Source organism: Microbacterium nymphoidis, from assembly GCF_021044885.1.
GTDB lineage: Bacteria > Actinomycetota > Actinomycetes > Actinomycetales > Microbacteriaceae > Microbacterium > Microbacterium nymphoidis.
In genome coordinates this window covers 457,111-471,942 of the sequence record NZ_JAJNOD010000002.1, presented here as the reverse complement: position 1 = coordinate 471,942, position 14,832 = coordinate 457,111, and the positions used below count along the sequence as shown (strand labels likewise).

The following is a 14,832-nucleotide window of genomic DNA, read 5'->3' as shown; positions in this document are numbered from 1 at the left end:
GTCCTCTCAACCCTGCTCATTCACGGTGACCGCGACGCCGCGCTCGGCGGATTCGCTCACCGCGTCGAGGAACCTCGACACGGCGAGCCAGGAGGCGGCGCTCTCGCCGGGGCGCGCCCCGTCGCTCACCCGCCGCAGCTCCCGCAGTCGCGCCACGACCGATCCGGTGCCGTATCCCGCGAACCGGCTGGTGGTGGCGGTGCGTACCTGCAGCGCCGGGCGGGCGAGGTCGACGTCGATGTGTCCGTGGGTGCCCACCACCCGCATCCGCGCCAGCAGGGTTCCCTCGCCCGACGCCGTCCGCGAAACGTGGCCGGAGAGCACCACGTCCCGCTCGGTCTGGCCGAGGAAGGTGACGGCATCGGCGGCGAGCGCCGAAGTCGCGAGCGTGGTGACGGCCGGCCCCGTCAGTCGCAGCATGAGATCGACGACGTGGGCGCCGATGTTGCGCAGATCACCCTCGGGACTGGGGCCATCACCCTCAGCCACGACGAGATCGATCATCACGGCGCGCAGCAGGCCGACCTCACCGTCGCGGACAGCAGCGGCCGCGCGAACGAAGGACGGGTGCGCGGCAAGATGATGGCCAGACAGCAGCCGCGAGGTCGAAGCGCTGCCGAGCTGGGCGGCGATCTCGGTGGTGCTATCCAGGGTCGGCTTGTCCACGAGCACGGCGACCTCCGGGCCGGCTGCGGCGAGCAGACGTCGTCGGCTCTCTCCGCGCAGGCACGCCACGATCGCGGTGCCCGCAGCGAGGTCAGGGAGATCCCCCTGCTCGAAGGGCACGTTCAGCATGCTCGCCAGTCTCGCCGCGCGCTCCCTCTCAGCATCATCGTCACCGGGCGACCACACGCCGGCGGGCATGAGCCCGGCAGCGGCGAGCGCCGGAGCCCACATCGACGACTGGTGGTCCTGACGTCCCACCCCGGCGGTGCCCGCCAGCAGTACCGGTACCCCAGCCATCAGCGTGCTCCTTCCCGCCGGACCAGGCGGCCCGTGTGCAACGACTCCTCCGCCGCGGCCGCGACCCGCACGGCATCCACGGCGTCAGCAACCGGCGGAACCACGGCGGATTCCCCGCGGATCGCCGCGGTGAACGATTCCAGTTCCGTGACGAACACGTCGCCGGCTGCGCCATCCGGCGCCCACATCGACAGTCCCTCCTCCTGCCACGCCCGGATGCCGTCGGCATCCCAGCTGCGGGTGACCACGCCCTCGGTGCCGACGACGGTGAACTCGAGGTACGACGCCTTCCGGGGCCGTTCGCCACGGCTCACCTCACACACCGCACTTGCCCCGCTGGGAAAGCCCAGCTCAATCACGAGGTAGTCGGCGATGTCGAGGGCGCGGCTGGTGACCGCCTGCCCCCGGGCGAACACGGTGTCGGGCTGCTCGCCCATCCACCAGGCGGCGAGATCCGTGAGGTGCACGCCGTTGTGCAGGGAGTGACCTCCTGAGACCGCCGGATTCAGCACCCAGGCCTGCCATCCCGGCCAGATCCAGCCGCCGTTCATCACGATGCGCGCGAACCGCGGCGCGCCGATCTCGCCGGAGGCGACCACGTCGTGCACGGCCCTGCTCTGTGCGGAGAATCGGTGGCTGTGCCCGACGGCCAGCACCAGCTCTCGCTCCTCCGCGAGCACGGCGAGCTGGCGGGCGGCGTCGACCGTCATCGCCAGCGGCTTCTCCATGAGCAGGTGCCGGCCGGATTCCAGGACGGCGGTGCCGATGCTCTGATGCGTGAGGTTGGGGGTGCACACGATGACCGCGTCCACGTCTTCGCGGGCGAGCACGTCGGCCAGCTGGTCTTCGACCGCGCAGCCCTGTTCGACGGCCACCGCGCCGGCGCGGGCGCGGTCCATGTCCTGCACGCAGACCAGGCGTGCGGTCGTCATCGCACGCAGAGCCGCCATATGGGAGGCGGCGATACCGCCGACGCCGACGATGGCGACTCCCAGCGCTCGTGAGTCGTTCACAGCGCGTGCTCCTTCCTGCGCAGCCGCCCGGGCCGCGCTCCCGTCGCTGCGCCGTTGCGGCGCACGGCGATGCCGTTCACAAAGACGTCGCGGATGCCGGCCGAGGGTTGTGCCGGAGCCGCGAACGTGGCGCGGGAGTCCAGCTCCTCCTCGGAGAACACGACGATGTCGGCGGGCAGTCCTGCCCGCAGTCCGCTCGGCACGCCGATGCGCTCCGCTGAGGCCACGCTCATCCGCCGCACGGCGGACGGCAGCGTCACGCCGAGGGCGCGCATGCGGCGGAAGGCCGCGGGAAAGGTCCCCCACGAACGCGGGTGCGGTGCCGATGTCCGGTGCCCGGCGGACAGCGCCGTGCCATCCGAGCCGATCGTGACCCACCCAGTCTGCAGCGCCAGGTCCACGTCCGCGGCCGAACCGCTCTCCACGGCGACATCGACGAGTGCGTCGTTCGCGACGAGCGTGTGTGCGAGCCAGCCCCAGGGATCAGGATGCGCGGCGGGGCTCATGCCGACGGCTCCGGGGGTGGCGGCGGCCTTCATCACGATGATCTGATCTGCCTCCCATCCGGCTTCCCGCAGCAGCTGCGCCAGCGTCTCGGGGCCGAGCGTGAGCGCTGCAGCGGGGCCGGCTGCGCGGACCTCGGAGGGCAGGAGCTGGAGCAGCGTGGTGTGACCGGCGGTGTAGGGATAGCAGTCCGCGGCGAGGTCCTGGCCCTCACGCAGCCGCTCGAGACCCGCGAGGGTCTCGGCGAAGCGTCCGTCCGCGTGCGTCGCCCGCAGGTGCGACACCTGCACCCGGGCATCACCGGCGATGGCTGTGAGCTCCGCGATCGAGTCGTCCAGTGCCCGGGCGTCATAGTCGCGCAGATGGGCAGCCAGCAGACTGTCGCGCCGGGCCACGACGTCCGCGACCGCGGAGAGCTCGTCCCGCGCGGCGGATTCACCGGGCGCGTACATGAGTCCGAGGCTCACGCCGACGCAGCCCGCATCCAGTGCTGCGTCGACCTCGGCGACCAGTGCCGTCAGCTCTGCTGGGGTCAGCTGCGTGCCACGCCCGGGGGCTGCGGCGTGGCGGGCGGAGCCGTGTCCGACCAGTGCGGCCACGTTCGCCGCGCTGGGCGAGGAATCCAGCACCGCCAGCCACTCCGCGACGCTCGCCCACGGCCGGGCCTGGTCGGGAGTGACATCGATGGTCGCGATGACTTCCGCCAGCCCCGCGGCATCGCCACCGGTCGGCGCAGCGGACATGCCACAGTTTCCGATGACCTCCGTGGTGATGCCCTGGGTGATCCGGCTCTCGGCATCGGGATAGGTGAGGCGCGTGAGGTCGGAATGACAGTGGATGTCCACGAAGCCCGGTGCGACGACGAACCCGGCCGCGTCGACGGCTTCCGCGTCGTACCCGGTCGCGGGACGCGAGGAGAGCGGGATGACCGCCTCGATCCGGCCGTCGGCGACGATCACGTCACCGACGAAGGGCGCGTCGCCGGAGCCGTCGACCACGGTGCCCGACAACAGTGCGGTTCTGCGCTTCGCGGGCATCTACCGCTCGCTTCCGCGGCCGAACTCGCCGTCGCGCTGCATCGCCGCCAGCACGCTGGCTGCGCTCTCCAGCGTGCGGTCGATATCGGCTTCCGTGTGCGCCAGCGAGATGTGGTTGCGCTTGAGGGCCATCGGGTACATCAGCGATCCCGCACCGGTCATGCGCCGGTGGAACTCCGCGTAGGCGTGGTCGTCATTGCGCATGAGGTCGCGGTAGCCGCGCACCTCCCCCTCCAGGAAGTACGTGACGAACACCGAGCCGAGTCCGGTCACCACGGCGGGGATGCCGAGGTCCGACGTGATCTGACGCATCCCGGCCCGCATCCGATCGCCCAGCGCCCGCACGTGTCCGTAGAAGTCGACGTCCGGGTCGGAGAGCACGCCGATGGTCGCGATCGCCGCCGCCATCGATGCCGCATTGCCGTTGAACGTGCCGGCGAGCATGACCGATCCCCCCGCCGGGGTGAAGTTGCTCATCACCTCGCGCGAGCCCGCCATACCCGCAACCGCGAAGCCGTTGCCCATCGCCTTGCCGAAGGTGGTGAGATCCGGGGTCACGCCGCACAGTTCCTGGTACCCGCCGAGTGCGTGACGAAAGCCGGTGATGACCTCGTCGAAGATGAGGAGCGAGCCGTGCTCGCGGGTGATCTCCCGCAGTCCCTCCAGGAACTTCTGCTCCGGCAGCAGCGCTCCCACATTGTGCGGGACGGGTTCCAGGATCACCGCGGCGATCTCGTCGCCGTGACGGGAGAACAGCTCACGCACCGAGTCGAGATCGTTGAACTCCGCGATCAGCGTGTTCTGCAGCGCATCATCCAGAATTCCTGAGGAGTTCGGGTCCCAGCCGTAGGCGCGCGCCGGCGTCGAGATGACGTTGCGGGCGACCGCGTCGAACGACCCGTGGAAGCAGCCCTGGAACTTGACGATCCGGCTGCGCCCGGTGGCCCCGCGAGCCAGGCGCACCGCCTGCAGCACCGACTCGGAGCCGCTCATGGTGGTGATCGTCATCTCCGCGGACGGAATGGCCGCAACGATCAGCTCCGCGAGCTGGAGCTCCAGTTCTGTGATGCCGAGCCCCACGAGTCCGAGGCGGCGCGAGGCGTCCTCGACAGCGGTGGTGACGCGCTCGTCACCGTGCCCGAGCAGGATCGCGCCGAACGCCGCGTGGTAGTCAATGTAGTCAGTGCCGTTCGCGTCCGTCACGGTCGCGCCGTGCGCCGAGCGGAACACCCAGGGCGCTCCGATGGCTCGCGTGGCGGAGTTCACGCCGCCCGGGATGATCTCCGCGGCCCGCGCCGCCATGCTCCTCGCATCGATGGTCGTCATGATCGCTCCTTCACGGTCAGTCCGAGCAGCGCGAGGGTGTCGCGGTGCACGATCTCGTCGATGGTCTCCTCGTGCACGAACGGCAGATCTCCCGCCCGGAACCCTGCGATGCCCTGCAGCCGGGAGATCGCATCCTCCGGCGTCCACAGCGGATAGTCGGATCCGAAGAGAAGCTTGTCCACGGTCCCCCACTCCTGGGCGTGTACGAGCGCCAGGTACGCGTCCATGGGCCGCGAGGGGACGCCGGACACGTCGGCGAACACACGGGAGTTCTTACGGAGCACCACGTTGGTGTCGCGCTGCCACGGATGCCCCATGTGCGCCATGACCTGCACCAGATCCGGGTGGCGTCGCGCGACCTCGTCGACCACGAGGGGCTGGCTGACGGCGAGGCTGCCGATCGGGCTCGGCGTTGCACCCATGTGCCACAGCACCACCAGACCGTGACGGATCATCGTGCGATAGAAGTCGTCGAACTCGGGGGACAGCGGATCGAACAGTGCGAGGACCGGGTAGAGCTTCACGCCCTGCAGCCCCAGCTCCACCGCCTCGTCCAGCTGATCACGCCAGTCCGGATCCGACGGATCGATGGCGGCGAAGCCGATGGTGGGCGTCGTGACAGACGCGACGAAGTCCGCCACGAAGGAGTTCGGTGTGCGCACACCGGCCTGGCTCGCCGCCATGCCGAAGGTGACCGCCACGTCCACTCCCGCCATCGCCTCGTCGAAGCTCTGCGGGGTGACCACCGGATAGGGCTCGCCGTACGCGCCCTCCCAGTGCTCCTCGTGCTCGGTCCCCCAGTGCTCCGGAAGGTGGCAGTGGGTGTGGATGTCGATGATCATGCGATGGCCAATCTGCGTCGGACGTTCTGCATTGCGGCGCCGAGACGGGGAAGCGCCGCCACCGCCGCGGCCGCTTCGGTGAGCGCGCGGTGGACCAGCTCTTCGTCATCGGCCGAGAGCTCACCGGCAGGTCCCGACACGCTGAGCGAGATCGCCGTCTCGCCCTCCGCCGGAACCAGGATCGCCATGCACCGCACGCCGCGGTTGCGCTCCTGGTCGTCGATGCTCACGCCCCGGACGCGGATGCGCTCCAGCTCGGCATCGAGCTGTTCGCGGGTCGTGATGGTGTGGTCGGTGAAACTCTCGTACGGCGCGCGAGTGGGAACGTGATCGTCCACCTCTCGCGCGTCGAGCACCGACAGCAGCATCTTGCCGAGGCCGGTGCAGTAGGTGTGGTCGAGGAATCCCCCGGCGGCGATGCGCAGCGCGCGGGCAGGCTCCTCGACCGCGAGGTGCAGGACGGCCCGCCCCTGCAGGATGCCGAGGTTGGAGGTGAAGCCGAGGTCATCGGCCAGCGCCTTCATCACCGGCGCGGCGATCTCCGCGATCTCCACGGGAGCCAGCGACTCGGTGAGCTCATACAGGCTCGGTCCGAGGGCGTAGGCGGGCGGCTGTCCGACGCGCATCACGAAGCCCTCGCGCTCCATGACGGCCAGGAGGCGAAGGAGCGTGGGCTTGGGCAGGTCGATCGCGCGAGCGAGCGCGGCCAGCGGCATGGGGTGCTGCTCTGCGCCGAGCGCGCGAAGCGCCGCCAGACCGCGGGAGAGCCCCTGCGAGTGATACGACGTGGAATTCTGTTCCATGTCATGAACCCTGACGTGGAGCAGCGTTTCATGTCAAGCATTTCGTGCAGATCACCCGAGAAACGCCGAAACCCCGGGCATCGCCCGGGGTTTCGGTTCCTGCCGCGACGGTCAGCCCGCGTAGTCCGAGCGCTGGGTGAACACCGCCGAGAGCGTACGCGCCACCACGTCGTAGCTCATCGTGAGGAACGTGCCCGGTGCGAGCTCGACGTTCGACGGATTCGCCTGATCGCCGTTGCCCGCGTCGTACACCAGCGTCGAGCGCACGGCGAGACCGTTCCAGCTCGCCGACGGATTCGCGATGATCACACCTTCGGTGGGGCGCCCGGTTCGCGCCGGGTTGCCGTAGGTCAGCAGCACGCTGCCGTCGGCGAGCACCGTCTGCGAGTGCGACTCCGCCGGGATATCGGTGATCGTGGCCGCCGACCAGGTGACTCCGTCGTCGAACGAACGCGAGAGGTACGCCCGCACCGGGCTCGAGGTCGACCGGATGAGGGCGACGATCTCCCCGGAGGGCAGCACCGAGAGGTTCGGTTCCTGGAACGACACCGAGCCGACCGCGAGGGTCACCTCGTTCGCCGCGTCCCAGGTCAGCCCGCCGTCGGTGCTGCGCACGACGGTGGCTCGCTGGCGCGCATCGCCCGGCAGCGTTCCGTAGAGCGGGATTAGCAGGTCGCCCGAGGAGAGCTCGACGATCGGGCCGTGGTTGGCCGCCCATCCGAGCGGGTATCCGCCCGTCACCGGACCACAGGCGCAGCTCATCTGCGTGGACACCTGCGTGGGTGTGGACCAGGTGGTTCCCCCGTCGGTGCTGCGCATCACGTAGGTGCCGTGGAGGACGTTCGGCGAGCCCCACTGCGTGTAGAAGTACGTGAGCAGGAGCGTGCCATCGGTCAGGACCGCCAGCTTCGGATCACGCGGATCGTACGGCGGATCGATCACCACGGCCGGCGCAGACCAGGTCGTCCCGCTGTCCGTGCTGCGCACCAGCTTGATCACGCCGTTCGTGCCGGCGTGGGCGGGAGCTTCGTAGTACGACGCCAGCACGGTGCCGTCGGCGAGCTTCACGGCTCCGGGGAACCGGATTGCGGAGCCGGCGGGAGCGGTCGCTGCCACCGTCGTGCGGAACGCCGGGATCGTCTCTGCGATACCGAGGTCGTCGACGTACAGCTTGAGCCCGACCGGGGCGGTGCCCTCGGATCCGATCATGAGCGCACCCATCGTCGTGCCGCTGCTCGCGCGAACGGTCGTGGGGAATCGCACCCGATCCACCTCGATGGTCGCCTTCGCGGTGGTCGCGTCCAGTCGCACCTCGATCCAGCGCGACGTCGGATCGACACCGGGAGCGGTACCCAGGGTCACCCAGGCTGAGCCGTTGTAGGCCTTGACGATCACGTCACCACCAGAGCGGGTGAGGAAGAACCGCCAGATGCCGAGGGCATCGGTGGCGGAGGTGCCGAGAGAGACGATGGCCCCCGTGTCCATCTGCGCCGCGAGCAGCCGGAAGGTCACGGACTTCTGCGCCGACGCCGCGTGCGTGCAGGTCATCCGGGTGTGCACGGACGCGCTGACGTCGGTCAGGCGCACCGCGCGATTGCTCGCCGGCGCACCGGCGAGGGCCGCGGGCTGAACGGTCACGTCCCCCACGACCGTGCAGCCGGTCGGCGCTGCGCCGACGGTCTCGCCGTCGAACGAGCGCACGGCGCCGACGAACGGCGCCGCTGTCGCGGGCGCTGCGACGCTGAGCCCCAGCGCCAGGGCGGTCGTCGCGACGAGCGTCGCGATCACCCGCGGAAAACGGTTCGGCATCTTTGCCTCCTCCTCCGAGACCGGCCCGTCGCCGGTCGGTGCTGGGGAAGCTAAAGTGACCCGCCGTTCCATGTCAATTCATGGAACGGTGAACGACGAAGGTCCGAGCCCGCACAGGGCCCGGACCTTCGGGAACGGTGTCGTCAGCGACCGGTGCCGGCGTAGACCGTGGCCTCGCCGTCGGCGTCCAGTCCGTAGGCCGTGTGCACCGCTGCGGCGGCCGAGGCGATGTCGGAGGCGCGCAGCACCACCGAGATGCGGATCTCGCTGGTGGAGATCATCTCGATGTTGACGCCTGCCTTGCTCAACGCCTCGAAGAGCGTCGCAGAGACGCCCGAGTGGACGCGCATGCCCGCCCCCACCACGGAGAGCTTGCCGATCTGGTCGTCGTGCAGCAGGTTCTCGAAGCCCACAGCGTCCTTCTCGCCCTGCAGCGCGCGGATCGCGGTGGCCGCGTCGGCCTTGGGAAGCGTGAACGAGATGTCGGTGCGACCGGTGCTGGCCGCCGACACGTTCTGCACGATCATGTCGACGTTGGCGCCGGACTTGGCGACGATGGTGAAGATATCAGCGGCCTTACCTGGCACGTCGGGAACACCGACCACGGTGACCTTGGCCTGGCTCAGATCGGTGGCGACACCGGCGACGACGGGCTCTTCCATTGCATCTCCCTCAGCAGCGCGCGGGCTCTTCATGCCCTCGCCAAGAACGTAGGTTCCCTCGTTCGAGGAGAACGAGGATCGGGCGTGGATCAGCACGCCGTGACGGCGCGCATACTCGACGGCGCGGATGTACAGCACCTTGGCGCCGTTCGCGGCAAGCTCCAGCATCTCCTCGCTGGAGACGGTGTCGAGCTTGCGGGCGTGCGGGACCACACGCGGGTCGGCGGTGAAGATGCCGTCCACGTCACTGTAGATCTCGCACACATCGGCGTCGAGCGCCGCGGCGAGTGCGACGGCGGTGGTGTCGGATCCGCCGCGACCCAGCGTGGTGATGTCACGGGTGTCGCGATTGAAGCCCTGGAACCCGGCGACGATGACGATGGCGCCCTCGTCCAGAGCCTCGCGCAGGCGCACGGGTGTGACGTCGACGATGCGTGCGGCGCCGTGGTGGGCGTCGGTGATCATTCCAGCCTGGCTACCCGTGAAGGAACGTGCCTCGAAGCCCATCGAGTGGATCGCCATGGCGAGCAGGGCCATCGAAATCCGCTCACCCGAACTCAGCAGCATGTCGAGTTCGCGCGGAGCGGCGATGGGGGCCACAGCGTTCGCGAGGTCGAGGAGCTCATCGGTGGTGTCGCCCATCGCGCTGACGGCGACCACGACATCGTGTCCGGCACGACGCGTGTCCACGATCCGCTTGGCCACCCGCTTGATGCTCTCCGCGTCGGCGACCGAGGATCCGCCGTACTTCTGCACGATCAACGCCATGGGGCAACTCCTGTGAATGTTGAGCGATCTGCTCACCGAATCACCAGTTTACGAGGCGTTGCATGCCGCTTCTGCCATGTGACGCCCTCTCGTCACGCAGAGCGCGCGGTCAGCTCTCCCAGCTGATCACCGGCGTGCGGCCGTCGGGGAAGCGCGCGACCAGCAGCTGATCCGTCTCCGGGTCCTCGATGCCGTAGTCGATGCTGAGCGTCGAATCCGTCGCCCAGGCACCGTCCGGGAAGATGCCGACGCGGATCACGACCAGGGCGTCGAGGAAGTCACCGGGGGTACGGTCCTGCCACCCCTCCACCTCCTCGTGGAAGAAGCGCCAGTAACCGGCGGCCGCGGTGCCCTCGTCACCGAGATCTGCGGCGATGCGCTCGCGCGCCCCGGCGTCGTGCAGGTCCAGCCGATCGAGGACGTCATCCAGACGCTCCACGGCGTCCTCGTCGAAGGCGGCCGGATCTGCCACCACGAGAGTCGCCGGCGCGGGGCGCTCAGCGACGACGACGGCGGCGTCCACGACGGATTCGTCCCCGTCCTCGCAAAACGCGAGCGAGCCCAGATGTCTGCTGTGCTTCATGGCGTGAGCGTAGCGTCTTCCGGTTCGGGGGTCACCGGGCGTGGGCGCAGACGCCCGCCGGTGGCGGCCAGCCAGCAGCCGACGAGGACGATCGGTGCTCCGATGAGAAGGCCGGGGCCCAGGTGCTCCCCCATGATGATGACGCCGAGCACCAGCGCCACGATCGGGTTGATGTAGGTGAACAGCGGCGCGTTCACGGGCCCGACCTGGGCGATGAGCGCGAAGAAGACCAGGAAGGCGACCGCCGTGCACAGTACGCCGAGCAGGACCAAGCTGACGATGCTTGGCGCGGTCGGGACGGTGTGTGTCGTGAGGATCGCAGCGGGCAGGTACCCGATGCCCACGATGAGCAGAGCCAGGCAGATGGAGCCCATCGAGGGGACATCGGCGAGCTTGCGCGCCACGATGAACGGGGCGATCGCGTAGAGCAGCGCCACGAGGAGCACCTCGCCCACCGCGAAGAGCGCCCCGTCCGTCACCCCGACCCCCGGACCGAGCACGATGAGCGCGACGCCGCCGAGACCGAGGAGGAGACCGAGGATGCGCACCGGGCGAAGTGCCGCTCGGTCGCCGCCGCCGAGGGCGATGAGTGTTGCGAACAGCGGCACGGTGGCCACGAGCAGTCCGGTGAGCCCCGAGGGCAGCGACTGTTCCGCATGGCCGAGCAGGAGGAAGGGGCCCGCCATCTCGATCAGACCGAACGCCAGCACCCAGGGCCACTTCTTCGCCGCCTGCTTCAACGCCCCGGAACGGATCGCGAACGGCAACAGCAGGAGCGCACCGATGAGCGTGCGTCCCGCAACGATCGCGGGCGGTGAGAACGAGTCGACGGCGATCTTGATGAGCAGGTACGGGATGCCCCAGAGCAGCCCCATCGCGGCGAACAGCAGCCAACCTCGGCGGGTGAACCCGGTCATGGGCGCGCGCTCCTCGACGGCGCGACGGCGCCGTCAGACGGCACGGCGCCCCTCGAAGGCCCGACCGAGGGTGACCTCGTCCGCGTACTCCAGATCGCCGCCCACGGGAAGACCCGAAGCGAGCCGGGTGACCGAGATCTGCATCGTGGTGAGCAGACGGCTGAGGTAGGCCGCGGTGGCCTCGCCCTCCAAGTTGGGGTTGGTGGCGATGATCACCTCCTGCACGGTGCCGTCAGCAAGGCGGGACAGCAATTGGGAGATGCGCAGATCATCCGGGCCGACACCGGCGATCGGGCTGATCGCGCCGCCGAGCACCTGGTAGAGGCCGCGGTATTCGCGGGTGCGCTCGATGGCAGCGACGTCCTTCGCATCCTCCACGACGCAGATGAGGCTCGGGTCGCGGCGCGGGTCCCGGCAGATAGCGCATCGCTCCTGCTCCGAGACGTTGCCGCACACCTCGCAGAAGCGCACCTTCTCCCGGATGTCGACGAGGAGTGCGGACAACCGGGACACGTCGAAGCTCGGCGTCTGCAGGATGTGGAAGGTGATCCGCTGCGCGGACTTGGGCCCGATTCCGGGCAGGCGGCCGAACTCGTCGATCAGCTCTTGAACGATTCCGTCGTACATCAGGCGAACCTCGTGGGCGGCTCGTAGGGTTCCTCACGGACGAAGGTGGCGCCGAGCACCTGTCGCACGACCGCTTCGCCGTAGCGCTGGCGGCCGTCACCGATGTCAATGGAGCGAGACGAGACGGTGGGTCGTTGCTCGGCCTCGACAGGGTCAGGTTCGGGGTCGGGCTCCGGTTCCGGGCTCGCCGGCGCCGGTTCCGCCGGGGCGGCGACGGAGAGGGGCGTGGAACCACCCGGGATCGCGGCCACGGCCCAGTCCGTGACCGGCGCAGCGGCGGCGGGGGCCGACCGCGGGGCGCGCCCAGCCGACGACGCCGCGGTCGGAGCGCCCGCGTTCGACCCCTGCGGGGAACGAGGTGCGGGGCGTCGTCCGCTGTCTTCCGGTGCTTCGTCCTCCTCGGGCGGCGCCTCATCAGACGGGTACCAGCCGTCATCAGCGGGCATCGAGGGTGCAGGCGCATCGGTCCGCCATCCGGGTCCCGGAGCTTCCGGAGCGCCCGGAAGGGGCGCCGCGGCGCGGTCGTGGCGCGCGAGGTACTTCACCCGCACGCCGAGCACGTCGATGATCGCGGCCCGGAGATCCTCGCTCGGGCCCGCGCCGGCGTTCAGCTTCTTGAAGGCGGCAACATCTGCCTGGCTCTGGAAGCCCAGGGTGAGGACATCACCCTCGAACGCCAGCACGCGGGCATCGCTGGCCACCAGCCACGACGCGCGATTGATCGCCTCCAGGCGCTGGAGCACCTCGGGCCAGACATCCTTCATACGCTGGGCGGTGATCGGCGCGTCCGCTTCGGCCGACGCATCGGCAGCAGCGGTCGGCGCGGACGCATCCGATGGGGCAGCCGTACCCGATGGGGCAGCCGTACCCGACAGGGCAGTCGTATCCAACGGTGCAGCCGTACCCGATGGGGCAGCCGTACCCGACAGGGCAGTCGCATCCGACGGGGCAGTCGCATCCGACGGGGCGGCGCCAGCAGTCCGGGCTCCCGCAGCCGGCGCAGCCGGTGCATCGGCGGTTTCGGACGAGACGGCCGACGCGAGAACGGAGTCCGTCGTGACGGGCGCGGCCGCCGGAGCGGATTCGGGCCGTGCCGCATCGGCGGTGGGCGACACATCAGCCGGAGACGAGACATCCGTCGGGGTCTCGACGTCAGCGGTCACGGAGACGTCCGTCCGGTCCTCGGCCTCAGCGGCCGCCGTGGCGTCAGGGGCCGTGGCGGCACCCGGCCGCTCGGGCGATACCGGCGTCGCCGGATCCTCGGTTGCATCGGGTTCAGCTGCCGGAGCCTCCTCCACCGCGAACATCGGTGTATCGCCCGGGGCGCCCTCGTCGTCGATCGCGTCCGACGGCTCCTCCATCGCGGCATCCGCCGGTCCGGCGCCGGATGTACCGGCAGAGCTGGCGTCCAAGACATCGGCCGAAGCAGCGCGGACGTCGTCGCCTGCTGAGTGGTCACCTTCGGCGGTCTCGACCGGGACGGACTCCCCAGCGGTGGGCGCCGTCACGGCCTCCGGACCTCCCTGCGCGGGCGTCGCGTCGGAGGGGACGGACGTGGACGCGGCCCCTGTGGGGGCGGGAGAGCCGGGCGCTGCACTCGGCGCAGCACCCCCGGGTGCCCCCGCCGCAGCCGCAGCCGCCGCGGGTGCAGCCCCCACGGAACCACCTGACGCCGGTGCGGAGGTCACGGAACCACCTGACGCCGGTGCGGAGGTCACGGGAGCTGAGCCGTTCGCCGCCGCACGTGCGCCTGCGGTCGGTGCATCTGCCGCAGGCGCACCTGCCGCAGCGCCTGCTGCGAGTGCGCCCGGCGCCACGGGAACCGCCCCGTCGATGGCACCTGTGCCGGCGAGCACGCGGGCCACGAGGAGCTCCAGATGCAAGCGTGGCGAGGTGGCGCCGGTCATGTCATCCAGCGCTGCGGAGACGAGGTCTGCCGTTCGCGACAGGCGGGCTCCGCCGGTGGCGGCCGCCTGCCGGGCCATGTGCTCCAGTTCGTCCGCGGGCACCCCGCGAAGCACGGCGGTGGCTCCGGCACCCGCCGCCGCGATGATGATGAGGTCGCGGAGTCGCTCCAGGAGATCATCCACGAAACGGCGCGGGTCCTGGCCGGTCTGGACCACGCGGTCCACCGCGGCGAAGGCTGCTGCGGCGTCGTCTGCGGCGAAGGCGTCAACCACGGCATCTAGCAGCTCGCTGTGCGTGTATCCGAGAAGGGCGACGGCCCGCTCATAGGACACGTTGTCGTTCTCGGATCCTGCGATGAGCTGGTCGAGCAACGACAGGGTGTCCCGTGGTGATCCGCCGCCGGCACGGACCACCAGCGGCAGCACACCGGGCTCCACGGACACGCCCTCTTGCGCGCACAGGGTGCCGACGTAGTCGAGCATCGCCGCCGGGGGCACCAGGCGGAACGGATAGTGGTGCGTGCGGGAGCGGATGGTGCCGAGCACCTTCTCCGGTTCCGTGGTGGCGAAGATGAACTTCACATGGGGCGGAGGCTCCTCCACCAGCTTCAGCATGGCGTTGAAGCCCTGCTGCGTGACCATGTGCGCCTCATCGAGGATGAAGATCTTGAAGCGGTCGCGGGCGGGAGCGAACACGGCACGCTCGCGCAGGTCACGCGCGTCGTCGACGCCGTTGTGGCTGGCCGCGTCGATCTCGACCACGTCGAGGGATCCGCCGCCGCTCCGGGACAGTTCCACGCAGCTGTCGCACGTTCCGCACGGGGTGTCCGTGGGACCGGCCGCACAGTTGAGGCAGCGCGCAAGAATGCGCGCTGACGTGGTCTTTCCGCACCCACGCGGGCCCGAGAACAGGTAGGCGTGCCCGATACGATCGGCGCGCAGTGCAGTCATCAGCGGATCGGTGACCTGCGACTGCCCGATCATCTCGGCGAACGTCTCCGGACGGTAGCGGCGGTAGAGGGCTGTGGTCACCCCTCCAGCCTACGGGAGGGCACCGACATTGAGTTCGGC

Annotated in this window: 12 protein-coding genes; all 12 read right to left on the bottom strand. The window is 69.9% G+C overall.

What is annotated here, in order from left to right:
- Positions 1-6: 6 nt before the first annotated feature.
- Positions 7-963, bottom strand: a complete 957-nt coding sequence (locus LQ566_RS11380; protein WP_231091818.1) for a Gfo/Idh/MocA family oxidoreductase — start codon at positions 961-963, stop codon at positions 7-9.
- Positions 963-1,976 (bottom strand): Gfo/Idh/MocA family protein, encoded by a 1,014-nt coding sequence (locus LQ566_RS11375; protein WP_231091817.1) that lies wholly within the window; start codon positions 1,974-1,976, stop codon positions 963-965. Before LQ566_RS11375 ends, LQ566_RS11380 begins: the two co-directional genes overlap by 1 nt.
- Positions 1,973-3,517 (bottom strand): N-acyl-D-amino-acid deacylase family protein, encoded by a 1,545-nt coding sequence (locus tag LQ566_RS11370; RefSeq protein WP_231091816.1) that lies wholly within the window; start codon positions 3,515-3,517, stop codon positions 1,973-1,975. The genes LQ566_RS11375 and LQ566_RS11370 overlap by 4 nt, the downstream gene beginning before the upstream one ends.
- Positions 3,518-4,843 carry an aspartate aminotransferase family protein gene (locus LQ566_RS11365; protein WP_231091815.1) on the bottom strand — a complete coding sequence of 442 codons (1,326 nt, stop codon included), beginning with the start codon at positions 4,841-4,843 and terminating at the stop codon, positions 3,518-3,520.
- Positions 4,840-5,685: an amidohydrolase family protein gene (locus LQ566_RS11360; RefSeq protein ID WP_231091814.1), complete on the bottom strand. Its 846-nt coding sequence runs from the start codon at positions 5,683-5,685 to the stop codon at positions 4,840-4,842. The genes LQ566_RS11365 and LQ566_RS11360 overlap by 4 nt, the downstream gene beginning before the upstream one ends.
- Positions 5,682-6,488 carry an IclR family transcriptional regulator gene (locus LQ566_RS11355; protein WP_231091813.1) on the bottom strand — a complete coding sequence of 269 codons (807 nt, stop codon included), beginning with the start codon at positions 6,486-6,488 and terminating at the stop codon, positions 5,682-5,684. Before LQ566_RS11355 ends, LQ566_RS11360 begins: the two co-directional genes overlap by 4 nt.
- A gap of 111 nt (positions 6,489-6,599) precedes the next feature.
- Entirely contained in the window at positions 6,600-8,297 is a 1,698-nt protein-coding gene (locus tag LQ566_RS11350) for a sialidase family protein (protein ID WP_231091812.1), read from the bottom strand.
- A gap of 143 nt (positions 8,298-8,440) precedes the next feature.
- On the bottom strand, positions 8,441-9,727 hold the full coding sequence (locus tag LQ566_RS11345) for an aspartate kinase (protein WP_231091811.1): 1,287 nt from the start codon (positions 9,725-9,727) through the stop codon (positions 8,441-8,443).
- A gap of 109 nt (positions 9,728-9,836) precedes the next feature.
- Positions 9,837-10,310, bottom strand: a complete 474-nt coding sequence (locus LQ566_RS11340) for a DUF2004 domain-containing protein (protein WP_231091810.1) — start codon at positions 10,308-10,310, stop codon at positions 9,837-9,839.
- On the bottom strand, positions 10,307-11,227 hold the full coding sequence (locus LQ566_RS11335; RefSeq protein ID WP_231091809.1) for a DMT family transporter: 921 nt from the start codon (positions 11,225-11,227) through the stop codon (positions 10,307-10,309). The genes LQ566_RS11340 and LQ566_RS11335 overlap by 4 nt, the downstream gene beginning before the upstream one ends.
- 33 nt (positions 11,228-11,260) lie before the next feature.
- A complete protein-coding gene (recR, locus tag LQ566_RS11330) occupies positions 11,261-11,854 on the bottom strand; it encodes a recombination mediator RecR (RefSeq protein WP_231091808.1) in 594 nt (197 codons plus the stop codon).
- Positions 11,854-14,793, bottom strand: a complete 2,940-nt coding sequence (locus LQ566_RS11325; RefSeq protein WP_231091807.1) for a DNA polymerase III subunit gamma and tau — start codon at positions 14,791-14,793, stop codon at positions 11,854-11,856. Before LQ566_RS11325 ends, recR begins: the two co-directional genes overlap by 1 nt.
- Between the last annotated feature and the right edge of the window lie 39 nt (positions 14,794-14,832).

Bases quoted from the DNA above. Each gene is read 5' to 3' on its own strand.
- LQ566_RS11380 (WP_231091818.1), bottom strand. From the start codon at position 963: ATGGCTGGGGTACCGGTACTGCTGGCGGGCACCGCCGGGGTGGGACGT.
- LQ566_RS11370 (WP_231091816.1), bottom strand. From the start codon at position 3,517: ATGCCCGCGAAGCGCAGAACCGCACTGTTGTCGGGCACCGTGGTCGAC.
- LQ566_RS11365 (WP_231091815.1), bottom strand. From the start codon at position 4,843: ATGACGACCATCGATGCGAGGAGCATGGCGGCGCGGGCCGCGGAGATC.
- LQ566_RS11360 (WP_231091814.1), bottom strand. From the start codon at position 5,685: ATGATCATCGACATCCACACCCACTGCCACCTTCCGGAGCACTGGGGG.
- LQ566_RS11355 (WP_231091813.1), bottom strand. From the start codon at position 6,488: ATGGAACAGAATTCCACGTCGTATCACTCGCAGGGGCTCTCCCGCGGT.
- LQ566_RS11350 (WP_231091812.1), bottom strand. From the start codon at position 8,297: ATGCCGAACCGTTTTCCGCGGGTGATCGCGACGCTCGTCGCGACGACC.
- LQ566_RS11345 (WP_231091811.1), bottom strand. From the start codon at position 9,727: ATGGCGTTGATCGTGCAGAAGTACGGCGGATCCTCGGTCGCCGACGCG.
- LQ566_RS11340 (WP_231091810.1), bottom strand. From the start codon at position 10,310: ATGAAGCACAGCAGACATCTGGGCTCGCTCGCGTTTTGCGAGGACGGG.
- LQ566_RS11335 (WP_231091809.1), bottom strand. From the start codon at position 11,227: ATGACCGGGTTCACCCGCCGAGGTTGGCTGCTGTTCGCCGCGATGGGG.
- recR (WP_231091808.1), bottom strand. From the start codon at position 11,854: ATGTACGACGGAATCGTTCAAGAGCTGATCGACGAGTTCGGCCGCCTG.